The sequence below is a fragment of the Pseudomonas sp. 5Ae-yellow genome (genome assembly GCF_014077575.1).
GTDB classification, from domain to species: Bacteria; Pseudomonadota; Gammaproteobacteria; order Pseudomonadales; family Pseudomonadaceae; genus Halopseudomonas; species Halopseudomonas neustonica.
Genome location: NZ_JACGWE010000042.1, coordinates 1 through 25323 on the forward strand (window position 1 = coordinate 1; position 25323 = coordinate 25323).

Consider the following 25323-nt stretch of genomic DNA (forward strand, 5'->3'; position numbering starts at 1 on the left):
GTAAGAAGTGGACCATGCCGATCCGGGATTGGAAAGCAGCACTAAATCGCTTTACGATTCAGTTCGACGACCGCATGATGCCCCTGTAATCAACCCTACTGGTTACACAAAATTCAGTACACCCCCTGAGGGCATGCTTCGGCATGCCCTTATTCTATCCCCCTCGTAACACCAGCATCGCCCTTCCCCTCGACCTCTCCTTGTGTCGTGAGCGTGCCCTCAGCGCATAGCAGGCAACAGCAACATAACCAGACAGCTGATAAAGCCAACACCCCACACCAGGCTGCGCAGCGTCGCGCGATCCGCCAGATATAACAAGGTGTAAAGGATCCGTGCAACGATGAACATACCGGCCAACACGTTAGCCAGTGTGCCTATGGTGCCCGTCACCTGGACCACCAACACAGCAGCAGCAAACAGCGGGAAAGCCTCAAACATGTTGGCGTGCGCCGCCATCGCTCGGGCTCCCCAGCCCGTGAGCGCGTTTTGCTGCGCTCGTGGATGCGAGTTGTCATAGCCCTTCTCGCCGCTACGCGCCATTGCTACAACGACGGGCGCCTTGGTCAACACCAGCATTAACGCGGCAAAAAACAAACACCATAGTGGAAAGCTCATTCAATCTTCTCCTGAGGAGTGGGCGGCGCAATCGGAGCCGGGCTGAACATCATGATATCCAACACATCTGAATGAAACTCTCGCCGATAAAGAACCCATACAACACCCGCTGTGGTGATAATGAACAGCAACGGGTTGATAAACCAGGTCAGCGTGCCCAAAGCAAAATAATAGGCTCTCAAGCCAAGGTTAAATTCATTACCCGCTAAGGAAATAACCCGCGCCATTCGATCAGCGTATGCCTTTTTCTCTGCCTCGGTCACATTCTTCTCACCTAGCAGGGGTGCCGAGCCCAGCAACACGGACGCAAAATTGTACTGCCGCATCCCCCACGAGAAAGTAAAAAACGCGTAAACAAAAATCGCCATCAGCACCAGTAGCTTGAGTTCGGAAATCTCACGACTCACCGGCGCGACAAAAGGAAGTTCGTGCAGCAGGTTCTGAGCGCGGTCGGTAGCCCCCAGGACCGTAATCAAACCGGCGAGAATGAGCAGCGTACTGGAGGCAAAAAACGACGTATTACGCTCCAGGTTGCCGATCACGCTGGCGTCCGACATGCGCTGCTCGCGCAACAGCAGACGATTCATCCAGTCCCGCCGATAGAGGTGCAGCACACTAGCCAGACACGCGGTATCACGCCCCTTGTGCTGGGCATAATAGGTGTAACCAACCCAGCACAGCAGAAACCAGCTAATGGCAAATAAATTGATCCAAAGACTACCTGCGTCTGGTATCGACGGCATTGATGGCATTAACACTCCCTGCGATTGCTCGAAATAGATTGCACTACATTATCAACACAAGCGCGGGCTGTGCCGCTCGCGCGGGTTAATCGGCCTGGGTAACCAAGCGGCCCAAACGCAGATATTCAATAAGTATAGCCAGCAATAGCGTAACCAAAACGGGTATTAGCCAACCCAGACTTTGGCCCGCCAAGGGTAATATATCCAGCCAGGTACCCTCTGCCGGGATAAAACCTGCCGCCTTGAGCCCATCAATCACACCAAATACAAGCGTTACCAGCATCACCGGTCGCATAATATTTTGCGGTCTGGCCAACCGCTGCCCCAACAGGCTAAGACAAACCAACACAATCGCTAGCGGATACAAGCCTACCAGCACCGGAATGGACACTTTGATAAGCGAATCCAGACCCTGGTTAGCAACCAGCATGCTGAAAACCCCAAACGCCCAAACCACCTGTGCGTAACTGAACGGTAATAGCTTGCTGAAAAACTCGCCACAGGCCGTAAGTAGGCCCACTGCGGTGGTCATACAGGCAAGAATAATCACCACTGCCAGCAACAGGCTGCCAGCGGTGCCAAAGCGAAACTGCACATAAGCGGACAGTATTTCACCACCGTTAGCATCAGCGCCCACCAGCGCTGAACTGGTAGAGCCAAGGTAAAACAGCGCGAAATAGACTAACGATAACCCCAATGCCGCCACCAACGCAGCCATAACCGTGTAACGGGTAATCAGACGTTCAGTACCTACGCCGCGGTCACGGATGGCAGTAGTAATAACGATGCCGTAGACCAAAGCGCCCAGCGTATCCATGGTTAGATAGCCTTGTAGAAAGCCTTTGACCAAAGCGCCTTCTTTATAATCTGGCGCGACACTGGCCATTTCACCGGCCGGAAAGAAAGTCGCTGCGGCGCCAAGCAACACCAGGCCAATCAATAGTATTGGCGTAATATATTTACCCACTCGATCGACCAACTGTCCCGGCTTCAATGCGAGAAAGATGACCGCAGCGAAATACAACGTGCTGTATCCCAACAACGCTTGCCAGCTGTCCTGCACAAAGGGAACCACACCGAGCTCGTAAGACACCACAGCAGTGCGCGGGGTGGCAAACAGCGGACCTATGGCCAGATACACAGCAACACTGAGCAGCAGGCCTGGCCAATACCCCAGGGGCGAGGTCAACTCTGCGAGGCCACCGCCTACGCGGGCCAGTGCAATCAGCGTAAGCAGCGGAAGTCCTACCGCGGTCAGCAAAAAGCCAATAGCCGTCGGTAACATCTGCTCGCCGGCTGCCAGCCCGGCACTGGGTGGAAAAATAACGTTACCCGCACCGAGAAATAACGCGAAGGTCATAAAGCCTAACGCCAACACGTCGAGTGGTCTAAGAGTCTTTGTCATCAGTTATCAGTTATCAGTTGGCAGAACGAGTCAAGCAACCCTGCTCCTCGCACGCGTTAATAGAACCTGGCTAATTGCAACTATCCTGCATCCAGGTCGTAGTAGGTATTCTTACGCCGTTCACCATAAGGTCACGCTGCTGTTTAGGCTGCACATCCACCTGCCCCTTGGTCACCGCATCGAAAAGTGCCTGGGCGCCATTCTCAAGCCGACAGCCCACCGCATCAAGATCAATACGTCCGGCCGTATCCCATTGGCCTTGAGCATCCTGCCGCCATAAAACCCCCATAGGATAATCAACATCGGATCGCCTGCTTAATATTACGTACTCATCCGGACCGTCTGAGCGCAGCCTGACCTTCCAGATCAGGCAAGCATTAACATCCGCTAAATCAGCAGAACAGTTCGCCAGAAGCGTGAGCTTGGCCAGCTCCTCGTGTAAACCCGACGGCAGGCTAACGCCAACAGGAAATGTCGGCAAGCCAGCAAGCACATCACTGACATCGATCTTGGTGATATTGGAGCCCGCCAGCCGCTCACGCGCCAACAGCGCACGCCGGGCAACATCGCTCCCCTCCTCACCATCTTGCTTGGCCAGCTGCAATAACGCCTCGGTTCCAAAGCGCCCGCCGTCCCGAGCCAAAAAGCCAATCACTGCAAGATCATCAGTCGCCGGATCCTGTTGTAGCCGAGCCATTTGGCTATCCACACTCAGACGGCGAGGATCCAGAGGGCCCGCCAGCATCAGCAGGATGCCCAGCACCACTAGAATCGCAGCAGAAGCATTAGTCGATGCCATACAAGACCGAGCAGCACCAAGCACCTGTAGCACCGCGTGTAGAAGATAACCCAGCACCATGAGCACCAACACAAGATTGACGAAGGCTGCCCATATCCTTGCTGGCGTCAGACCATACTGCTCAATGCGCAATCCAAGCGCATAGGCCGCTACTAGTGTCATCGGCACCAGCGCAAGGGTGCCCAGCAAGGCAACCCAGCGCAGCCAGAAGGCATTGCGAACGGTTGGTAAGCCACCCTGCGTGGCCATATTAAGCAACAGTAAACTCAGGGTGGAAAACCAGAGCAGCAAGTTTGCTGCGTGCCCCGTAGCCAATAACGTTGCCAACCCTTGTGCTAACCAGCTAAGCACAAAGCCTACCGCCAGCACAGCCGCCATGGGATAGAGCCAACTGCACAGAAGACCTACCCGCTCAGACAGATAATCTGCAACATTGTGGTTACGCACTGCCAAGGATACGCCGTGAGAAAATACCAAAACACTTAGCGGAATTGAAAACCAGCTGCACTCAATCAGATCCTGCACGAACGAAAGATCAATCAATTGAAACAAGGCAGCAGCGGTTGCCAATAACGCCCAAAACAAGCCAAGTACCAAGGCAGCCTGTAGCAAAAGCTGCCCATTCTGATGCAAGGAGCGCATCCAGCGCGGATAATTGACTCGATACGACTGGCAGAGAGCCAACGCTGGCACCAGAAGAAATAAACCAATGCCCAAGATAAAGGCTGGCAGTAAATAGTCCTGCACATGGGAAGGTGACCAATCAGATGCCAGAACGGAGCCATCCGAGGGCACACCACTCACAGTCACACCCTGATAAAAGCCAATACAAACTGCAAGAAAGGCGACGGCAAAACTAATCAGCCAGCGCCGTACAGTGACTGCGGTATTTGCGCAATAGAATGCGAAGGGAAAGAACAACATCAGCATAAACAGCGGGATAAAAGCAGCTGCGTGAGTTGCTGGCCATACGCCCTGATCAGCTGCTTCATATAAGCCGTAGGCCAATATTGCCTGAAAGCTGCCTACCATCAGATGCAAGCTATTGATGCGATCAAAACCCGGCATAGTATCGTCCCTGTGTTTTAAACCACTGTTATCGCTACGCGACTGCTGTTGCGTAGCCATCTAGTCATGACTGAGGTTGAAAAGCGGTTGTTACAAAAACAAAACCCCGCCTTGGCGGGGTTTGTTCAACATCTGATCAGATCAGGTGTTTATTTCATTGCCCAACCGGTCAGCTCGGACAGAGCTTTACCGATGTCAGCCAGTGAACGCACAGTTTTAACACCAGCATCTTCCAGCGCGGCAAACTTCTCGTCGGCAGTACCCTTGCCGCCAGAGATGATCGCACCAGCGTGACCCATACGCTTGCCTGCCGGAGCAGTAACACCAGCGATGTAAGACACAACAGGCTTGCTCACGTTAGCCTTGATATAGGCCGCCGCTTCTTCTTCTGCGCTGCCGCCAATCTCACCGATCATAACGATGGCTTCAGTAGCAGGATCCTTCTCGAACATTTCCAGAATGTCGATAAAGTTGGAGCCTGGGATCGGATCACCACCGATACCAACGCAAGAAGACTGACCAAAACCAGCGTCAGTGGTCTGCTTGACCGCTTCATAAGTCAGGGTGCCGGAACGGGAAACAATACCGACCTTGCCTGGCAAGTGAATGTGGCCGGGCATGATGCCGATCTTGCACTCACCGGGGGTGATAACACCAGGGCAGTTAGGCCCAATCAGGCGCACACCCAGCTCGTCGCAACGAACCTTGGCTTCCAGCATATCCAGGGTAGGAATGCCTTCAGTGATGCAGACGATCAGTTTGATACCGGCGTTAGCGGCTTCCAGGATGGAATCCTTACAGAACGGCGCAGGTACGTAGATCACGCTGGCATCAGCGTCGGTAGCTTCAACAGCTTCGCGTACGGTGTTGAAAACCGGCAGGTTCAGGTGAGTAGTGCCACCTTTACCCGGTGTAACACCGCCGACCATCTTGGTGCCGTAAGCGATAGCTTGTTCGGAGTGCATGGTGCCCTGCGAGCCGGTGAAGCCCTGGCAGATTACCTTGGTGTCTTTGTTGATCAGGATGCTCATTATTTACCCTCCGCGGCCTTGACGACTTGCTGGGCAGCGTCGGTCAGACTGGTTGCAGCGATGATGTTCAGGCCACTTTCGGCCAGTACCTTGGCGCCAAGATCGGCGTTGTTGCCTTCAAGGCGAACGACCACAGGGACTTTAACGCCCACTTCCTTCACCGCACCGATGATGCCTTCGGCAATCATGTCGCAGCGAACGATACCACCGAAGATGTTAACCAGAACTGCAGCGACGTTGGAGTCGGACAGAATGATCTTGAAGGCTTCGGTAACGCGTTCTTTGGTTGCGCCGCCGCCTACATCCAGGAAGTTGGCAGGCTTGCCGCCATTCAGGTTGACAATGTCCATGGTACCCATGGCCAGGCCAGCACCGTTGACCATGCAGCCGATGTTGCCTTCCAGGGCAACGTAGTTCAGTTCGAACTTGGCAGCGTGGGCTTCGCGTGGATCATCCTGTGACGGATCGTGCATGGCGCGCAGCTTAGGCTGGCGATACATGGCGTTGCCGTCGATATTGATCTTGGCATCCAGGCAATGCAGGTTGCCGTCTTCCTTGATGACCAGCGGGTTGATTTCCAACAGCGCCAGATCGTAGTCGGCAAACAGCTTGCCCAAGCCTACAAAAATATTGGTGAACTGCTTGATCTGATCACCCTTCAAACCCAGCTGGAATGCCAGGTCACGGCCTTGATAAGGCTGTGGGCCAACCAGCGGATCGATGGTCGCCTTGAGGATCTTCTCGGGAGTTTCCTCAGCAACCTTCTCGATTTCAACACCACCTTCGGTGGATGCCATGAAAACGATACGGCGAGTAGAGCGATCAACTACCGCACCCAGGTACAGTTCCTGAGCGATATCAGTGCATGACTCAACCAGAATCTTGCTGACCGGCTGACCACTGGCGTCAGTTTGATAGGTAACCAAGCGCTGGCCAAGCCACTTCTCGGCAAAGGCTTTGGCTTCTTCTTTGCTCTTGACCAGCTTTACACCACCAGCCTTACCGCGACCACCAGCGTGAACCTGTGCTTTGACGACCCACATGTCGCCGCCGATCTTGTCGCAAGCGTCTGCTGCGTCTTCCGGAGTGTCAACAGCATAGCCCTTGGATACTGGAAGACCGTATTCAGCGAACAGCTGCTTCCCCTGATATTCGTGAAGATTCATGCTTATCTACCGTTTTGATCGTGTAGGAATTACTTTCTAGCCGCCACTCTTCGAGTTGCCGCCACCAATGCCGCCGTGCCGGAAGCCTGTCAGCCCGAACATGGTAAACACTGCATGCCATTACGGGGTTACATTTTGTAACCAGCAGTGCAGCTGTGCTTCGGGTGAACCTGTTTCCAACCAGACTGGCTGACCACCTCGTTGTGGCCTGACCGATCACTCAGCCAAAGTTATTTCTCTGCGCAAAAGACCCGGCAGTCAGTCCAGAACCACCAGGTCAGTTACGGCTATATTAACGCTTCTTGCGGTTTGCAACATGAATGGCGTGGCCATTCACGGCCAATGCGGCTTCATGCAGCGCTTCAGACAGCGTTGGGTGCGAGAACACCATCATGCCCAGATCTTCGGCACTGGTGCCGAATTCCATAGCGATAGCGCCCTGCTGTACCAGTTCTGCGGCACTTGGCCCAATAACATGAACACCGAGCACGCGGTCGGTCTTGGCGTCAGCGATCATCTTGACCATGCCGCCAGCATCATTACCGGCAACCGCGCGACCATTGGCTGCGAACGGGAAGACACCCACGTTGAACTCAACACCTTCAGCCTTGAGCTGCTTCTCATTCTTACCGACCCATGCGATTTCCGGATGGGTATAGATGACAGAAGGAACCAGGTCGTAGTTCATGGCGGCCTTGTGGCCGGCAATACGCTCGGCAACCATCACACCCTCTTCTGAGGACTTGTGGGCCAGCATAGGACCGCGAACCATATCGCCGACTGCGTAGACACCAGGCACGCTAGTAGCGCAATAGTCGTCAACAAAGACCATGCCGCGCTCGTCCAGATCAATACCGCAATCGGATGCGAGCAAGTTTTCGGTGTAGGGACGACGACCGACTGCAACAATCAGCTTGTCAAATGTCAGCTGTTGCTCACCCTCGGAATCGGAGAACGACACCACGACCTGCTTACGCTTGATCTCAGTACCGGTAACCCGCGCACCAAGACGAACCTGCAAGCCCTGCTTGGTAAAGGTCTTCATCGCTTCCTTGGCAATCTGCTCATCAGCCAGGCCAAGGAAAGTATCCAGTGCTTCAAATACAACAACTTCAGAACCCAGGCGGCGCCATACCGAACCCAGCTCCAGACCAATCACGCCAGCGCCAATCACGCCGAGCTTCTTGGGTACCGAGGTGAACTCCAAAGCGCCGGTCGAATCGACGATAGTATCGTCAGTCAGCGGTGCTGGTGGAATCTCGATAGGCACGGAGCCAGACGCCAAGATCACATTTTCTGCATCGATAATCGAAGTCGTGCCATCCGGTGCCGTTACTTCAACTTTTTTACCAGCCAGCAGCTTGCCATGGCCTTCAATGCTGGTTACGCCGTTAGCCTTGAACAGGGTGGAAACGCCACCGGTGAACTGCTTGACGATTTTATCCTTGCGATCGATCATCGCCGGCACATCCATGCTGATGCCCTTGACATCAATACCATGGATCTTGAAACCGTCTTTGGCTTCGTGATACTTCCACGAGCTGTCCAGCAGCGCCTTTGACGGGATACAACCGACGTTCAAGCAGGTACCGCCAAGCGCCGACTTACCGTCTTTGCCCACGTACTTTTCGATACAAGCGGTTTTCAAACCCAGCTGAGCGGCGCGGATAGCGGCAACATAACCGCCGGGGCCAGCACCAATAACGACCACATCGTATTTCTGACTCATAACAAAATCCTCTATTGGCAGCAATAATCCGAAGACTGCTCAGCTTAAAACCCGGCTGAGCAGCGCGTACTTTTGCCGCTGAAAGCGTGCAGCCTTATCAGACTTCCAGAATCAGACGTGCCGGATCTTCCAGCAAGTCCTTGATAGCAACCAGGAAGCTGACCGCTTCCTTACCATCGATAAGGCGGTGATCGTAGGACAGTGCCAGATACATCATAGGCAACACGACCACCTGGCCATTTTCAGCCATAGGACGTTCCTGGATCTTGTGCATACCCAGAATCGCCGCTTGTGGGGGATTGACGATAGGAGAAGACAACAGTGAACCGAAAACACCACCATTGGAAATGGTGAAAGTACCGCCGGTCATTTCTTCCATGGTCAGCTTGCCGTCACGTGCCTTACGGCCGTAATCAGCAATGGTGCCTTCAATCTGGGCCAGCCCCATGTGCTCGGTGTTGCGCAAAATCGGCACAACCAGACCACGATCGCTGGATACAGCGACGCCGATATCCTGATAACCGTGATAGACAACATCATTGCCATCGATGGAAGCATTAACCGCAGGATAACGCTTGAGTGCTTCGGTAGCCGCTTTAACGAAGAAAGACATGAAGCCCAAACGAACACCGTCATGCTTCTTCTCAAACAGATCCTTATACTTTTTGCGCAGATCCATGATCGGCTTCATGTTGACTTCATTATAGGTAGTCAACATCGCCATGCTGGATTGGGCGTCAACCAAACGCTCGGCGATGCGTGCGCGCAAACGAGTCATTGGCACACGTTTTTCTACACGGTCACCTTCTGGCGTCGTAACGGCCGCGGCCGGTGCTGCAGCTGCCTTGGCGGCAGGCGCAGCAGGCGCATTTTTCTTGGCTTCGATGGCGTTGAGCACATCTTCCTTGGTGACGCGTCCACCTTTGCCGGTACCAGCAATGTCAGCAGCAGCCAGACCATTTTCCTCAGCCAGCTTGCGCGCAGCCGGAGAAAGCATGGGCTCTTCACCGGACTCTTGCGCGGCAGGTGCCGACTCAGTTTTGCTTTCAGCAGGCTTGTCAGCAGCCGGGGCAGAGGCAGCAGCTTCGCCATCTTTCAGGGTACCCAGCACTTCGCCACTGAGTACGGTTTCACCTTCAGGCTTGGCAATATCGCCCATAACGCCGTCGGCTTCAGCCAAGACTTCCATCACCACCTTGTCGGTTTCGATGTCAACGATCAGTTCATCACGCTTTACCGCATCACCCGGTTGTTTGTGCCAAGTAGCGACTGTGCCGTCAGCAACCGATTCCGGAAAAGTAGGGGCTTTGATTTCAATAGCCATTGTGGATCCTTATAAATTCTCTGTTGTCGCCTTAGCTCAGGCAGTAAAAGCGTCTTGCAGGAGCTTTTCCTGCTGTTCGGCATGCATGGAAGGATGGCCGCAGGCCGGCGCGGCAGAAGCCTCTCGTCCAGCGTAGTCCAGATACAGATTTTTGGTCTTGTGGTCGTTCAGAACCCGACGCATATGGTGCTGACTGCAGTACCAAGCACCCTGGTTCATGGGCTCTTCCTGACACCAGACCACTTTTTTCAGGTTTTTGTAAGGAGCTAGCACGTCGCCAAGGTCGTCTTCCGGGAAGGGATAAAGCTGCTCAATACGCACGATGGCGATATTGTCCAACTCTTCCTTGCGACGTTTCTCAAGCAGGTCGTAGTAAACCTTGCCGCTACACATAACCACACGATCAACCTTTTTCGGATCAATCGCGTCAACTTCCGGGATAACCGTCTGGAATGAACCATCGGACAGTTCTTCTAGGGTAGAAGTTGCGAGTTTATGACGCAGCAATGACTTGGGTGTCAAAGCGATCAGAGGCTTGCGCAGCGGGCGAATAACCTGACGGCGCAACATGTGATAAACTTGGGCGGGCGTAGAAGGTACACACACCTGAATGTTGTGCTCAGCTGACAGCTGCAGGAAGCGCTCCAAACGAGCTGAAGAATGCTCTGGGCCCTGCCCTTCATAGCCATGCGGCAACAGCATGGTCAAACCACACAGACGACCCCACTTGTTCTCACCACTGGTGATGAACTGGTCTACAACTACCTGTGCGCCGTTGAAAAAGTCGCCAAACTGGGCTTCCCATACCACCAACGCGTTAGGTGTTGTGGTCGCATAACCGTACTCAAAGGCCAGCACGGCTTCTTCTGACAACAAGGAGTCGTAAATATCGAAACGAGGTTGGCTATCGCTAAGCTTGCGTAGCGGAACATAGGCACGACCGTCATTCTGGCTATGCAGCACCGCATGCCGGTGGGAGAAGGTGCCGCGACCAACGTCCTGACCCGAGATCCGGATCGGATGACCTTCATGCAGCAGCGTTGCGTAGGCCATGGTTTCGGCAAACCCCCAGTTAAGGGCTAGTGCACCGGCGGCCATTTTGCGGCGGTCTTCGACAATCTTGTTCACCTGACGTTGCAGCACCAGACCATCAGGCAGGTCAGTCAGCTTGTTCGCCAGCTCCTGCAGGGTCTTGAGATCAAAGCTGGTGTCGTGACGCGCAGTCCATTTGTGATTCAGGTAGGGCGCCCAGTCAACAAAAGAGCTGCTATCAGGCTCTTTGACCAGGCTCTTAACCACGTGATCACCGTTGTCCAACGCGTTACGGTACTCTTCAAAATACTCCTGCACGTCATCCTTAGTCAGCACGCCCTCGCCTACCAGACGATCGGCATAGATGTCGCGCGTCGTGGCATGCTTGGTGATGATGTCGTACATCAAAGGCTGAGTGCCGGAAGGCTCGTCCGCTTCGTTGTGGCCACGACGACGGTAACAAACCAGATCGATCACGATGTCACGCTTGAACTGCATGCGGTAGTCGACCGCCAGCTGAGTGACAAACAACACCGCTTCCGGATCATCGCCATTAACGTGAAAGATCGGCGCCTGAATCATCTTGGCGACGTCGGTACAATACTCGGTGGAGCGCGCATCGTCCTGACGGCTAGTGGTAAAGCCAACCTGGTTGTTGATGACAATGTGGATGGTGCCGCCCGTCTTGTAAGCACGGGTCTGTGACATCTGGAAGGTTTCCATGACCACGCCCTGCCCGGCGAAAGCAGCGTCACCATGGATACTGATGGGCAGCACTTTGTCACCCGCCGCGTCCAGACGACGATCCTGACGAGCGCGTACGGAACCTTCAACCACCGGAGACACAATTTCCAGGTGAGAAGGGTTAAACGCAAGCGCCAAATGCACCTCGCCACCGGAGGTCATCACGTTGGAAGAAAAACCCTGGTGATACTTGACGTCACCGGAGCCCATGTCGACTTTCTTCTTACCTTCAAACTCGTCAAACAGCTCGCGCGGGTTCTTGCCGAGCGTATTGACCAACACGTTCAAGCGGCCACGGTGAGCCATGCCCAGAACAATTTCCTGAGTGCCATAGGAGCCTGAGCGCTGAATGATCTCGTCCAGCATTGGGATCAGGCTTTCACCGCCCTCAACGCCAAAACGCTTGGTGCCCGGATACTTGGTACCCAGATATTTTTCCAGACCTTCTGCAGCAGTCAAACGCTCCAGCAAGTGGCGCTTGGTATCTGCGCCCAATTGCGGACGTCCGCGCACACTTTCCATACGTTGCTGAAACCAGCGACGCTGGCTGGAATCAACGATATGCATGTACTCGGCGCCGAAGGTTGAACAGTATGTCTGCTGCAATCCTTCAATGGTGTCGCGCAGGCTCGCCTCAGCGGTGCCGAACTGCAGCTCGCCGGTACGAAATACGGTGTCGAGATCGGCTTCGGTAAGATCGTAATCAGACAGCGTAAGGTCAGCGATCTCCTCCCGCTTCCACAGGCCCAACGGATCGAGTTTGGCAGCTTGATGGCCGCGCATACGATAGGAATGGATCAGACGAAGAACATCGACCTGTTTTTTCTCGTGCTCGGTACTGACCTGGCCAGCAGTTGCCTGAGGGCGGCGATTCCCTTTGGACAGCAGGAGAAAATGGTCGCGAATAGCGGAATGAGGAACATCTGATCCGGCATGGCCGTTTATCTGAGGCAGCTTTTGGAAATAGCTGCGCCATTCTTCGGCAACACTGTTCGGATCTTGCAGGTAGAGCTCATAAAGCTCTTCAACATAGGATGCATTCCCACCGGAGATGTGAGACGTGCTCCACAGCTGCTGCATTTCGCTGTCTGGCATGCTTGGTCACCCTTATATCGGGGACACCATCTGGCGCAAAGACCATTAATTGGCAAGTGTAGCTCTGCCATCCGCACAGAATATGTTTGCTGGTCTAGGAGCAGTGTCGCTGCTTCCTACCTTGCTGAACCATATCCCGTCATCGCGGAAAATTGCCGGCCCCGACAGATAGTTCGGGTGTTACCCGATTGCCCCTGTTGGTTTAGGTACATACAAACCGCGGCTTTTTGAGCTAGCGGCCCGTCTTAAAACTGACCGACTCCTTATAGCAGGAGCCGGCTCAGTCCAACTTAATGCAATTACAGCCGATCAGGTACCGCTCTGCAGCAACATGTTGCGGATATGCCCGATAGCCCGAGTAGGGTTAAGACCCTTTGGACAGACATTGACGCAATTCATGATGCCGCGGCAGCGGAATACGCTGAACGGATCATCCAGTGAAGCCAGACGCTCATCGGTCTTCTCGTCACGGCTATCCGCCAGAAAGCGGTAGGCCTGCAACAAACCAGCGGGGCCGATAAACTTATCCGGATTCCACCAGAACGAGGGGCAAGACGTGGAGCAGCAAGCACAGAGAATACACTCGTACAGGCCATCCAGCTTCTCGCGCTCTTCAGGCGACTGCAGGCGCTCAATCGCTGGCGCCGGCGTATCGTTCTGCAAATACGGCTGAACTTTTTCGTACTGCTTGTAGAAGATGCTCATATCTACAACCAAGTCACGAATTACTGGCAAACCAGGCAAAGGACGCAAAACCAGCTTGTTGTTTTTCACAACAGAGGACAGCGGCGTGATGCAGGCCAGACCATTTTTACCGTTGATATTCATACCATCAGAGCCGCAAACACCTTCGCGGCAGGAGCGACGGTATGACATCGCCACGTCCTGCTCCTTCACCAGGGCCAATACGTCCAGGACCATGATGTCCTTGCCGCCGGTATCCACCTGAAAGTCCTGCATGAACGGAGCGCTGTCGGTTTCGGGGTTATAGCGATAAACACTTACTTGCAACATATCGGTCACCCTTAGTAGGTACGCACTTTAGGTTCGAAGGTCGGCACTGTTTTCGGCGAGAAGTTGACTGCCCGCTTCTCCAGTTTCTTGGTTTCAGGCATGTACAGGCTGTGGCACAACCAGTTCACGTCATCACGATCTTCGTAGTCTTCACGCGCATGAGCACCGCGGCTTTCAGTGCGGGCTTCTGCAGCAATGGCAGTGGCTTCAGCCACTTCAAGCAGGTTTTGCAGCTCCAGAGCTTCGATACGCGCAGTGTTAAATGCTTGGCTCTTATCGTCGATCTTGGCGTTGCTAATGCGCTCGCGCAGATCAGCCAGCTGAGTGATACCTTTCTGCATGAACTCACCGGTGCGGAATACACCGAAGTAGTTCTGCATACAGTTCTGCAGCTCTTTGCGCAGCGGCGCAACATCTTCGCCAGTAGTCCGCTCGTTCAGAGCAGCAAGGCGAGACAGAGACGCTTCAATATCAGATGCAGACGCATCGCGGTATTCAACACCGTCTTTCAACGCGCTTTCCAGGTGCAGGCCAGCAGCGCGGCCGAATACGACCAAGTCTAGCAGAGAGTTACCGCCCAGGCGGTTCGCACCGTGTACCGATACGCAAGCCACCTCACCTACGGCAAACAGACCATCAACGATCTTGTCGTTACCAGCCGCATCGCGGGTAATTGCCTGACCATGAATATTGGTAGCCACACCACCCATCATGTAGTGACAGGTTGGTACAACAGGAATCGGCGCGACGACTGGATCAACGTGAGCAAAAGTCTTGGACAGCTCACAGATACCTGGCAGGCGACTATGCAGGACTTCCTCGCCCAGGTGATCAAGCTTCAGCATCACGTGATCGCCATCTGGTCCGCAACCGTTGCCGGCCAGAATTTCCTTAACCATGGAGCGAGCCACAACGTCACGACCGGCAAGGTCTTTCGCGTTGGGTGCATAACGCTCCATAAAGCGCTCGCCATCCTTATTGATCAGATAACCACCCTCGCCACGGCAACCTTCGGTCACCAGGGTACCCGCGCCGGCAATACCGGTTGGGTGGAACTGCCACATCTCGATATCCTGAACCGGCACACCTGCACGCAGCGCCATACCGATACCGTCACCTGTGTTGATCAGTGCATTGGTAGTAGATGCGTAGATACGGCCAGCACCGCCCGTTGCCAGCACAGTAGCCTTGGCACGGATATAAACGGTTTCGCCCGTTTCGATGCAGATTGCAATAACACCAACAATGGCGCCGTCCTGGTTTTTGACCAGATCAACGGCATACCACTCGTTCAGGAAGGTGGTGTTGTGTTTAACGTTGTTTTGATAAAGCGTGTGCAGCAGCGCGTGACCGGTACGGTCAGCAGCAGCACAGGTACGAGCGGCCTGAGTAGGATTATCAGGACCCTTGGACTGGCCACCAAATGGACGCTGATAGATGCGACCCTGCTCGGTACGGGAGAAAGGCAGCCCCATATGCTCAAGCTCAAATACCGCTTCCGGGCCAACAGAACACATGTACTCGATAGCGTCCTGGTCACCGATGTAATCGGAACCTTTGACGGTATCGTACATGTGCCAGCGCCAATCATCATTCGGATCAGCGGAGGCGATAGCGCAGGTGATGCCACCTTGCGCGGAAACAGTGTGCGAGCGAGTCGGGAACACTTTAGTTACAACCGCGGTTTTATGACCACCCTGTGCCAACTGCAGCGCAGCGCGCATGCCAGCACCGCCGCCACCAATGATGATGGCGTCAAAAGTCAAAGTACGCATGGAAGACATTTATTGGATACCCCACAGGATCTGCACGCCCCAGACAAAAAACACAAACATGGCAAGACCGCAGACCGCCTGGAACAGGAAGCGGACCACAGTGGCAGATTTGCCTAAAGCCATGGAAGTCAGGTAGTCGGTTGAAATGGTCCACATGCCTACCCAGGCATGCACGCTCAAGGCAACCAGCGTTAGCAGGCTAAAAATACGCATCCAGTTCTGATTAAACAGACCCTGCCACTCAGCATAGGTCAAACCAGGATGGGCGATCAGGTAGCCGAGCAGGAACAAGACATAAGCGGCCAGCAGGACGGCAGACACGCGCTGCGCCATCCAGTCATAGAGACCGCTGCGAGACAGATTGGTGACATTGGTTACCATATCCACACCCCCAGAAGAGCAATCAGAATGACAGAAATGACAAGAACTGCCTGTGAGCCACGCTTGCCACTTTCAAGGCCTTCACCCACGCCCGCATCCATTACCAGGTGGCGCACGCCGGCGACCAGATGGTAAAGCAATGCAGCGAGAATGCCCCACACGACCAACTTGGCCAGAGGATGCTGAAGGCAGCTTTGAACCTGTTCAAATCCGCTTTCTGAACTCAGTGAGGTGTCCAGCATCCACAACAGAATCGCGATGGACACGAACAGGATGACGCCAGAAATTCGATGCAGAATTGACGTATAGGCTGTGACAGGAAGTTTAATTGTCCTGAGGTCTAGGTTGACGGGTCTTTTGCTATTCACGGCTATATTCACACTCATGGCCCTGTGGGCAGGGCTGGATTATAGGAAGGTGCGTAACCCTTTACTGCAGCCCCGGCGAGGGGCCCTGTGAGTCACTTTGCCGGTCAAGGAGTATAGAGACTTGGACCATTGATTACAATGCAACAACGTATTGCAAGACGCTCTGGACCGAGCAGCATCAGCTTTACCGAAGCACATTCACAAACCCAATAAAAGCTTTTAATTAGGCTCATTTCCTTTCACTATCGGTACAATTGACAAACCAATTTATCACCTTATAGTGATGCGGGCCCTGCGTGGGGGGTCACCTTTTTCGATACAGCAAAACAGGAGGCCATCAATGGCTGACAAAAAAGCGCAATTGATCATCGAGGGCGCTGCCCCCATTGACCTACCGGTCTATTCAGGGACCATGGGTCCTGATGTTGTGGACGTTCGCGGCCTGACTGCAGAGGGCGTGTTCACGTTTGACCCCGGCTTCATGGCCACATCGTCTTGTGAATCCAAGATTACCTACATTGATGGCGAGAAAGGCGTACTGCTACATCGCGGCTACCCCATTGATCAGCTTGCGGAAAAAGCCGACTTCCTGGAAACCTGCTTTCTGCTACTGAAAGGCGAACTCCCCACCGACGAAGAAAAAGCCAAGTTCGACAGCACCATCAAGAATCACACTATGGTGCACGAGCAACTCAAGACATTTTTCAACGGCTTCCGTCGCGACGCACACCCGATGGCCATTATGTGTGGCGTAGTTGGTGCATTGTCTGCGTTCTATCACGACTCACTGGACATCAATGATGCCAACCATCGTGAAATCTCAGCCATTCGCCTGATTGCCAAAATGCCAACACTGGCCGCCATGGTGTACAAATACTCCATGGGTCAGCCCATGATGTACCCGCGAAATGAACTGAGCTACTCGGAAAACTTCCTGCACATGATGTTCAACACCCCTTGTGAGGAGAAGCCGATCAGCCCGGTACTGGCCAAGGCTATGGACCGTATTTTCGTGCTGCACGCCGACCACGAACAGAACGCGTCTACCTCTACCGTCCGCCTGGCAGGCTCTTCTGGAGCCAATCCATTCGCCTGTATCGCAGCCGGCATCGCCGCCCTGTGGGGACCCGCACATGGCGGTGCAAACGAAGCCGTACTGCGTATGCTGGACGAAATTGGCGATGTTTCCAACATTGAGAAGTTTGTCGCCAAGGCCAAGGACAAAGACGACCCGTTCAAGCTGATGGGCTTTGGTCACCGCGTCTACAAAAACTTTGACCCGCGCGCCAAGGTCATGAAAGAGACCTGCGACGAGGTACTGGCTGAACTGGGCATCAACGACCCGCAACTGGAACTGGCTATGAAGCTGGAAGAGATTGCGCGTAACGACCCCTACTTCAAGGAACGCAATCTGTATCCGAACGTTGATTTCTACTCCGGTATTATTCTGAAAGCGATCGGCATTCCGACCGAGATGTTCACGGTCATCTTCGCCACAGGCCGCACGCCAGGCTGGATTGCACACTGGAACGAGATGATCAGCGGCCCATACAAAATCGGCCGCCCACGCCAGCTGTATACCGGCCCGACCCAGCGCGATTACCCCTCCAAGTAAATCGTCGCACGTCAGTGAAAAACCCGCTTCGGCGGGTTTTTTGTTGCTCAAATTAGTATCTTGACGGGCTGTGCGCCCTCCAGCAAAGGCCACAGCTCTCACCTGCTCTTAAACCTGCTTGAAGTAGCCATACAGCTTTCGCGCCCATCGCGCTATGGCGCGAAACAACCAAAAAGGCGGCATCGCCGGCATATAAAACTCATGCGCCGAGCGCTGCAATGGCGCCTCTCGCTTCTGAGCTTCAGTCTTTTCATCGGCTTTCATCATTCAGGTCTCCTCTAAAGTGGGCCATCACCTTCGCGCAGCCGACTTGTTCAATCCAGCGAATTTAAATAACATCCACTTTCAATTTTATTGAACGGAAAAGACCCAATGACCGACTTAGCAAAGGGCGCAGCAATGCCGCTACTGGAACTGGACGTGCTGCGCAGCTTCATTGCTATCGCCGAGACCGGAAGCTTTACCCGCGCTGCGACTCAGGTGCACCGCACGCCCTCTGCTATCAGCATGCAGATAAAACGTCTGGAAGAACTACTCGGTTACCAACTGCTGCTGCGCGCACCCCGACGCGCCCTGGTCACCACTGAAGGTGAGGCACTGCTCGGCTTTGCTCGGCGAATGCTAAACCTCAATGAGCAAGCGTTGAGTCAGTTCTACCACCCCGAACTCACCGGGCGCGTTCGTCTTGGCACCTCTGATGATGTGGGCACACGCATTCTGCCTGCCGTCTTGAGCAGTTTTGCGCGCACTTATCCGGGCGTACAAGTTGATGTAGTGGTAGGGCGCAGTGTTGATATGCTGGAGCAGGTAACTCGTTCCGAGCTGGACCTGGCGTTGATTACATCGGGCGGGCACTCAGCGAGCGGCAACGTAGTGTATACCGAGCAACTGGTCTGGGCGGAATGCGGTGGTGGCCTAGCAGTCACTCGCAGACCTTTACCACTGTCTCTGGCCGGATCAGGTTGCGTATGGCGAGAGGCCGCACTAGCGGCGCTTGATCGCGCCAACATGGCCTACCGAATTGCTTACGTCAGCGAACATTGCACCGGCCAGCAAGCTGCGATGCTGGCCGATCTAGCGGTGGCGCCTTTCCCCCGTGGACTGATAAAAAAACCACTCAAGATCGTGGACGATGAAACTGGACTACCTCCACTAGGGAGCTATCAGATATTGCTGGAGCGGGGCAGCAGCAGCGGCCCATTAGTCGACGCCCTGCAGAGCTTTATATGTCAAACATTCGACACGTTATGACCCCATTGCGAAAGTCGTAACAACCAACCAGCCCCGCCCCAAAGCTCCACCGGGGCACTGTACAGGTTATTGCGAACACCGCTGTACCGCAGCGAAAAACGCCAAACATGATTACATAGGCACCCTACCCCACCTTTTTTTGCCACAGGAGTCTACTGCATCATGTCCGCGAGAGATCTTGGGTTCGCCCTCTTGGTCATACTGGTTTGGGGCCTCAACTTTGTGGTCATTCGTGTTGGCCTGGATGACCTGCCACCTATGCTACTGGGTGCCATGCGTTTTACCCTGGCCGCCATTCCCGCCGTCTTTTTCATTCGCCGCCCGAAGATTCCGCTGCGCTGGCTACTAGCCTACGGCCTGACCATTTCGTTCGGACAATTCGCCTTTCTGTTTTCCGCCATGACAGTGGGTATGCCAGCCGGACTGGCATCTCTGGTGCTGCAGTCCCAGGCCTTCTTTACCCTGCTATTCGCTGCCATGGTGCTTGGCGAGCAAGTGCGCATGCACAACCTGATCGGCCTGTGTGTTGCCGCGGGCGGGCTATTACTGATTGGATTGAATAGCGGGATTGGCATGACACTGGCGGGCTTTGTACTCACCATTTGTGCGGCGGCCATGTGGGCCATGGGCAACGTCATTACCAAGCGCGTAGGCAAAGTAGACCTGGTAAGCCTGGTGGTATGGGGCAGCCTGGTGCCACCTCTGCCCTTCTTAGCCATGTCACTGCTACTGGAAGGCCCGCAACAGATTGGCCAGGCCCTGGAGAACATAAGCCTGAACGCGGTTTTCGCTCTATTCTACCTCGCGTTCGGCGCGACCCTACTGGGTTACGGCCTTTGGAGTCGGCTGCTTTCGCGATACCCAGCCGCGCAAGTAGCGCCTTTCTCCATGCTGGTACCGGTCATCGGCTTAAGCTCGGCCGCCCTGCTGCTCGATGAGCAATTAAGCCAGCTTCAAGCATTTGGCACGATACTGGTGATGACCGGACTGGCCATCAACGTATTCGTAGGTCGCCGCCGTAAGCTGGCGGCAACCACTGCCAGCCCGAACCACTGAAAACATCTCAGGCTGTTTCATCCTCCAGCCAGCTAATGATCTGCATGGCCTCTTCCACGCTGTCACCACATACACTGGGCTCAGCGCTGAAACCAGCACAAACGGCAGGACGCTCAGGCGAATGAAAGATCGCACAGCGTCTGTCCGCCTGCAAATGCAGGCAGCGCACGCCAGCCGGCTTGCCGTTAGGCATCCCCGGTAATGGCGAGCTGATCGATGGCGCGATACAGCAAGCACCGCACCCCTCCCTACACTGCATGAACACCTCTTCGCCCGCGCAACATCAGTCGCGCTTTAGACGCGCGATCAGGCTGGAAGTATCCCAGCGCCCACCACCCATCGCCTGCACATCAGCATAGAACTGATCTACCAGTGCGGTAACCGGCAATTGTGCGCCGTTACGCTGTGCCTCGGCCAACACGATGGCGAGATCCTTGCGCATCCAGTCCACCGCAAAGCCATGTTCAAACTCGCTGGCCAGCATGGTCTTGTGGCGATTTTCCATCTGCCAGGACTGGGCGGCGCCTTTACTGATAACCGAGACTACTGCCTCACCATCCAAGCCAGCCTGTTGAGCGAAGTTCAGCGCCTCAGACAAGCCTTGCACCAAACCGGCAATACAGATCTGATTGACCATCTTGGTCAACTGACCACTACCTGTGGGCCCCATCAACTGGGACATGCGCGCATAACTGGCAATAATTGGCTGTACCCGATCAAACACTGCATCATCGCCGCCAACCATGATCGTCAATTGACCATTCTCTGCTCCGGCCTGACCTCCGGAGACAGGCGCATCCAGAAATTCCACGCCCTGCTGACTCGCCAGCGCAGCTAACTCACGCGCTACATCGGCAGACGCCGTGGTGTGATCTACAATAACCAGACCACTACGAGCCCCCTTTAGAACCCCCTCGTCCCCTGCAATCACTGAGCGCAGATCATCATCATTACCAACGCAAACCATGACGTAATCCTGATCAGCTGCGGCCAACGCAGGCGTAGCCACAGCTGTACCGGCAAACTCGTCAGCCCACTGGCGCGACTTGCTAGCAGTGCGGTTATAGACCGTCACGCTATGCCCTGCCTGCTGCAGGTGCCCGGCCATGGGATAGCCCATAACGCCCAAACCAACAAATCCGATGTTCGCCATACACTACCTCTACTTATGACCTGCCAGAGCAGGACCAGTGGGATTCATAAAAAATTACCACCACCAACAATTGCCGGAAAGGATGCAGCCTCGGCATAATGAGCGCCCTATCCACTTCAGGAGTCAGCATCGTGTTCCAAGTTAATCAGTATTTTGACGGCAAAGTCGCTTCAATCGCCTTTGCGCAGCCCGAAGGCAGCGCAACCGTTGGCGTCATGGCACCGGGTGAATACGAGTTTGGCACCAGTCAGCTGGAAATCATGCACGTTATCAACGGCGCTCTTACCGTAAAACTGCCAGACAGCGACACCTGGACCACTTACGGCGCGGGCGAGCAGTTTACCGTTGCCGCCAACAGTCGCTTCAACGTCAAGATTGAGCGCGACACCGCCTATCTGTGCGAGTACCGCTAACGATCGACCCAGCTTACTGCGTCGCTCGGACCCGCTGAACGTGGCCTTAAAAGGAAGCCTGCGTATCCTTTTCAAGGCCATCTCTCACTCAACGTTCAACCTCACACTCATAAACCTGATCAGGTCAATCCTGGCTGTCGTCGGTCAAACCTTTACCATATTGCTCAATAAAAATACTCGGCATGCGCTTTGGACGCCCACTACTCAGTTCAATGCAGACAAAGGTCGTTCGCGCGCGCAGCAGGGTTAAGCCATCACGCTTTCGGCACAGCTGAAAGTGTCGCGTCATGCGCAGTTTCTTATCCCAATGAATGATCCAGGTCGCCATCACCAGCTCATCACCCTCATAGGCGGCAGCCAGATAATCAATCTCATGACGCAGTACCGCCATCGCACGATCCAGCTCACGATAATGCTCAAGCCCTAAGCCCAGTGACTTTGAGTGCTCCCAGGCGCAGCGCTCAAGCCAGCCAACATAGACAGTGTTGTTAGCGTGCCCAAGCTCGTCGATATCGTCTGCCCGAACCTTAATATCCAACGTATGCGGGCTTTGCAGATCCCAATTCAAAAGCACATCTCCTTTGCGGCGGCGCTTGCCTTATTTACCTAAAGTGATGCGAGATGGTACTACAAACACAGTCATCAACACGCGACCACATAGTCAAGACAAGCAATCTGTCTTAGTCTGACCACTCGCGCTCAAGTAGACAGGACACCATGTTCAAACATCTCAACTTCCCCATTCTGGTGATCAATCCGGCCATAGGCTTGCATAATGTCGCAGGCACCCAGCTTGATGCCTTATTCAAGGCGCTCAAGGGTGAAGGTTTTGACGTATTGGGCGCCGAATCCCTTGATGAGGGAAGACTAATTGCCGAAGCCCACCGCGGCCTTTCATGCATTCTCTTCACCCCGGACGCCGAGCTCTCACTAGAGGCCATTGAAGCACTGTTCAGTGCCGCTCACAGTCGCTCGCCAGAACTGCCCATAATGGCACTCAGCACCCGCCAGTCAATCGCCCCCGAGCTACTGACACAGCTGCGCGAACTGCATCAGATACGCGGCATCATTTACCTGTTCGAAGACACCCTGCCCTTTATCGCAGGGCAGATAGCCCGCACCGCTCGCAGCTATCTCAACCAACTACTGCCACCGTTTTTCAAGGCACTGCTCGACTACACCGCGAGCTCCAGTTACTCCTGGCACTCGCCCGGCCACGGTGGCGGCGTGGCTTTCCGTAAAAGCCCGGTTGGCCGCGCATTCCACGATTTTTTTGGTGAAAACACCCTGCGCTCCGACCTCTCCGTCTCGGTGCCGGGACTAGGTTCACTACTTGATCACACTGGACCAGTGGCGGAAGCCGAGGCCAATACCGCGCGCACTTTTGGCGCCGACCACAGCTTTTACGTGGTCAACGGCACCTCAACCTCGAACAAGATTATCTGGCACGCCTACGTCACCCGGGACGACCTGGTACTGGTAGACCGCAACTGCCACAAGTCCATCTTGCATGCGATCATCATGACGGGGGCCATCCCTATTTATCTGAGCGGCTCACGCAATGACTACGGCATTATCGGCCCCATAGCGCGGGACGCCTTCAGCGCAGAGTCATTGCAGCAATTGATCGAGCAACACCCGCTGGTGGACGACAGCAGTAAGCGCATCAAGCTCGCAGTACTGACCAACTCGACCTATGACGGCCTGTGCTACAACACCGACATGATCAAGAGCCAGCTGCACGATAGCGTAGACGTCCTGCACTTTGACGAAGCCTGGTTTGGCTACGCGGCCTTTCACCCCTTCTATCATGGCCGACATGGCATGAGCGAACCCGCAGAAGCGCCGCGCACAAAGCACGCACTGGTGTTTGCGACCCAGTCACCGCACAAGGTACTCGCGGCCCTATCACAGGCCTCTATTATTCTTGCCAAAAACAGTGCGGAGCAGCAGCTTGATCATGAGCGCTTTAACGAAGCCTATATGATGCACACCTCAACATCGCCGCACTACGGCATGATCGCCTCAATCGATGTTGCCACCGGCATGATGGCAGGACCCGCCGGCAGATCGCTGGTGCAGGAAACCCTCGACGAGGCCCTGTCCTTCCGCAGAGCCATGCAGCAGACCGCAGAGCAAATGGCCGAAGAGGAATGGTGGTTTGATGTTTGGGAACCCGAAGCCTCACTCGCTCAGCCGGAGCTACATGCAACTGACTGGACCCTGGATGACCAGGCCGAGTGGCATGGCTTTGGCAAAATGAGCAGCGATTTCGCGATGCTCGATCCGATCAAGGTCAGCCTGCTGACACCGGGTGTCGAGGAAAAGGGTCGGCTAGCCAAAAGCGGTATCCCCGCCGCACTGGTTACCCGCTTTCTTGCCGATCGTGGGCTGGTCGTCGAAAAAACCGGGCTTTACTCATTCCTGATCCTGTTTTCCCTCGGCATCACCAAGGGCAAATGGAGCACACTGCTGTCCGAGTTACGCGAGTTCAAGCGCCTGTACGATCAGGACGCACCACTGGAAGTCACCCTACCCAGCCTCGCCAGGCATCCGCGCTACCAGAGCCTTGGCCTGCGCGCATTGGGTGAGCGACTGCATCAGTGTTACAAGAAGCACAGCCTGATCAAGCTGATGCGCCAGATGTACACCACGCTACCGCAAATCAGCCTGCGCCCCGCCGATGCCTATCAGCAGATGGTCCGCGGCGAAGTTGAATCCGTGCCAGTCAGCGCACTGGCCGGCCGTCTCAGCGCAGTGATGCTGGTGCCCTATCCGCCCGGCATTCCGGTGATCATGCCGGGCGAGCGTTTCCCGCTCGATAACAGTTACATTGCCGACTACCTGGCCGCAGCGATTGAGCTTGAGGAACAGTTTCCGGGGTTTGCCAATGATATTCACGGGCTGCGTATGGAGCAGTTTGATGGGCAGGTGAATTGGCGGGTGGATTGTTTGATTGAAGGCTGAAGGCTGAAGCTTGAAGTCAGTGTAGGGTAGTGAAATCGATGGCAACTCAGCTGGCGGAGCTTGGCTGATTTCTGGTTTCGCCCTTAGGCGAGCCAAGGGGGCATGCTTGCCCATGCCCCCTTAGCAATCCCCCAGGGCACCCAGCTGCGCGGCCCTTCGGGTTCGCTGCGTTGCTCGATCTTGCCGGAGGCCCTCGCAAACTCGCTTCGCTCAGACACCGCGAGGACCTTTTTCCCGACAGCTCTGCGCTACTCGCCCGCTCAGATGGGACTTATTAGGCCGTGCAGCCTTAGAGTTTTGTGTGAGAAGTTAAACCGGACAAACAAACCCGAAGATCGCGCGAGGCCGGCCCCTAAATCCCCGTTCCAAGCTGTCGAGTAACGCAGGGGTTGAGCGATTGAGCCGAGGAATGTTGGGGGCGCCTAGCCTGAGCGAAGCGAGTTCCGCAGGCGCGCTCAACACCGAGTAACGCAGAGAAGCCGAAGGCCAGCTTGGTGGGGTGTGTACGACTCAAGAACATGGGTAACAGTTCTATTCAAATACATAGGTAACACATTGCTTAAATAGTGAGCACCTGAC

22 protein-coding genes are annotated in these 25323 nt (G+C 54.7%); 5 read left to right on the top strand and 17 right to left on the bottom strand.

From position 1 onward, the window contains the following. Positions 1-219: 219 nt before the first annotated feature. The 13 genes from H4J77_RS16555 to sdhC all read right to left on the bottom strand — a co-directional run bounded on the left by H4J77_RS16555 (position 220) and on the right by sdhC (position 16301). Entirely contained in the window at positions 220-615 is a 396-nt protein-coding gene (locus H4J77_RS16555) for an MAPEG family protein (RefSeq protein ID WP_182249522.1), read from the bottom strand. Then, a complete protein-coding gene (locus H4J77_RS16560) occupies positions 612-1358 on the bottom strand; it encodes a DUF599 domain-containing protein (RefSeq protein ID WP_123891294.1) in 747 nt (248 codons plus the stop codon). The genes H4J77_RS16555 and H4J77_RS16560 overlap by 4 nt, the downstream gene beginning before the upstream one ends. 85 nt (positions 1359-1443) lie before the next feature. Beyond that, complete coding sequence (gene brnQ, locus H4J77_RS16565; protein WP_182249524.1) at positions 1444-2763, bottom strand: branched-chain amino acid transport system II carrier protein; 1320 nt, start codon at positions 2761-2763, stop codon at positions 1444-1446. 70 nt (positions 2764-2833) lie between these two features. Continuing rightward, positions 2834-4630, bottom strand: coding sequence for a DUF4153 domain-containing protein (locus tag H4J77_RS16570; RefSeq protein WP_158611317.1), 1797 nt, complete (start codon positions 4628-4630; stop codon positions 2834-2836). A gap of 149 nt (positions 4631-4779) precedes the next feature. After that, on the bottom strand, positions 4780-5661 hold the full coding sequence (gene sucD, locus H4J77_RS16575) for a succinate--CoA ligase subunit alpha (protein ID WP_123891277.1): 882 nt from the start codon (positions 5659-5661) through the stop codon (positions 4780-4782). Next, positions 5661-6827 (bottom strand): ADP-forming succinate--CoA ligase subunit beta, encoded by a 1167-nt coding sequence (sucC, locus tag H4J77_RS16580; protein WP_123891278.1) that lies wholly within the window; start codon positions 6825-6827, stop codon positions 5661-5663. The genes sucD and sucC overlap by 1 nt, the downstream gene beginning before the upstream one ends. Positions 6828-7119: 292 nt before the next feature. Beyond that, positions 7120-8556 (bottom strand): dihydrolipoyl dehydrogenase, encoded by a 1437-nt coding sequence (lpdA, locus tag H4J77_RS16585; protein WP_123891279.1) that lies wholly within the window; start codon positions 8554-8556, stop codon positions 7120-7122. A 97-nt stretch (positions 8557-8653) separates the two neighbouring features. Continuing rightward, on the bottom strand, positions 8654-9880 hold the full coding sequence (gene odhB, locus H4J77_RS16590; RefSeq protein ID WP_182249526.1) for a 2-oxoglutarate dehydrogenase complex dihydrolipoyllysine-residue succinyltransferase: 1227 nt from the start codon (positions 9878-9880) through the stop codon (positions 8654-8656). 36 nt (positions 9881-9916) lie between these two features. Beyond that, the gene (locus H4J77_RS16595) at positions 9917-12751 is read right to left on the bottom strand and encodes a 2-oxoglutarate dehydrogenase E1 component (protein ID WP_182249528.1); all 2835 of its coding nucleotides are present in this window, start codon (positions 12749-12751) and stop codon (positions 9917-9919) included. Between the two features lie 309 nt (positions 12752-13060). Then, positions 13061-13765 carry a succinate dehydrogenase iron-sulfur subunit gene (locus H4J77_RS16600; RefSeq protein ID WP_123891282.1) on the bottom strand — a complete coding sequence of 235 codons (705 nt, stop codon included), beginning with the start codon at positions 13763-13765 and terminating at the stop codon, positions 13061-13063. A gap of 11 nt (positions 13766-13776) precedes the next feature. Next, positions 13777-15549 (bottom strand): succinate dehydrogenase flavoprotein subunit, encoded by a 1773-nt coding sequence (gene sdhA, locus H4J77_RS16605; protein ID WP_182249530.1) that lies wholly within the window; start codon positions 15547-15549, stop codon positions 13777-13779. Then, the gene (gene sdhD / locus H4J77_RS16610; protein WP_182249532.1) at positions 15550-15921 is read right to left on the bottom strand and encodes a succinate dehydrogenase, hydrophobic membrane anchor protein; all 372 of its coding nucleotides are present in this window, start codon (positions 15919-15921) and stop codon (positions 15550-15552) included. Then, on the bottom strand, positions 15915-16301 hold the full coding sequence (gene sdhC / locus H4J77_RS16615) for a succinate dehydrogenase, cytochrome b556 subunit (RefSeq protein ID WP_123891285.1): 387 nt from the start codon (positions 16299-16301) through the stop codon (positions 15915-15917). Before sdhC ends, sdhD begins: the two co-directional genes overlap by 7 nt. A gap of 328 nt (positions 16302-16629) precedes the next feature. Here sdhC and gltA point away from each other — a divergent pair, with 328 nt between their 5' ends. Beyond that, entirely contained in the window at positions 16630-17904 is a 1275-nt protein-coding gene (gltA, locus tag H4J77_RS16620) for a citrate synthase (protein WP_123891286.1), read from the top strand. Positions 17905-18012: 108 nt separating this feature from the next. Here the strand turns inward: gltA and H4J77_RS16625 are convergent, their stop codons facing one another. Then, complete coding sequence (locus H4J77_RS16625) at positions 18013-18171, bottom strand: hypothetical protein (RefSeq protein WP_158611318.1); 159 nt, start codon at positions 18169-18171, stop codon at positions 18013-18015. Positions 18172-18276: 105 nt separating this feature from the next. Between H4J77_RS16625 and H4J77_RS16630 the strand changes: the two genes are divergently transcribed. Both H4J77_RS16630 and H4J77_RS16635 read left to right on the top strand, forming a co-directional pair. Next, a complete protein-coding gene (locus tag H4J77_RS16630; protein ID WP_123891287.1) occupies positions 18277-19155 on the top strand; it encodes a LysR family transcriptional regulator in 879 nt (292 codons plus the stop codon). A gap of 162 nt (positions 19156-19317) precedes the next feature. Further along, entirely contained in the window at positions 19318-20211 is an 894-nt protein-coding gene (locus tag H4J77_RS16635; protein WP_123891288.1) for an EamA family transporter, read from the top strand. Between the two features lie 7 nt (positions 20212-20218). On the opposite strand, the gene H4J77_RS16640 is transcribed toward H4J77_RS16635, so the two are convergent. Both H4J77_RS16640 and H4J77_RS16645 read right to left on the bottom strand, forming a co-directional pair. After that, positions 20219-20470: a YkgJ family cysteine cluster protein gene (locus tag H4J77_RS16640; RefSeq protein ID WP_123891289.1), complete on the bottom strand. Its 252-nt coding sequence runs from the start codon at positions 20468-20470 to the stop codon at positions 20219-20221. Between the two features lie 24 nt (positions 20471-20494). Continuing rightward, positions 20495-21364, bottom strand: a complete 870-nt coding sequence (locus H4J77_RS16645; RefSeq protein WP_123891290.1) for an NAD(P)-dependent oxidoreductase — start codon at positions 21362-21364, stop codon at positions 20495-20497. A 131-nt stretch (positions 21365-21495) separates the two neighbouring features. Here H4J77_RS16645 and H4J77_RS16650 point away from each other — a divergent pair, with 131 nt between their 5' ends. Then, positions 21496-21777 (top strand): pyrimidine/purine nucleoside phosphorylase, encoded by a 282-nt coding sequence (locus H4J77_RS16650; RefSeq protein ID WP_123891291.1) that lies wholly within the window; start codon positions 21496-21498, stop codon positions 21775-21777. A gap of 124 nt (positions 21778-21901) precedes the next feature. Here the strand turns inward: H4J77_RS16650 and H4J77_RS16655 are convergent, their stop codons facing one another. Beyond that, positions 21902-22345, bottom strand: a complete 444-nt coding sequence (locus H4J77_RS16655) for a thioesterase family protein (protein WP_123891292.1) — start codon at positions 22343-22345, stop codon at positions 21902-21904. A gap of 149 nt (positions 22346-22494) precedes the next feature. Between H4J77_RS16655 and H4J77_RS16660 the strand changes: the two genes are divergently transcribed. Then, entirely contained in the window at positions 22495-24744 is a 2250-nt protein-coding gene (locus H4J77_RS16660) for an Orn/Lys/Arg decarboxylase N-terminal domain-containing protein (RefSeq protein WP_123891293.1), read from the top strand. Positions 24745-25323 lie beyond the last annotated feature (579 nt).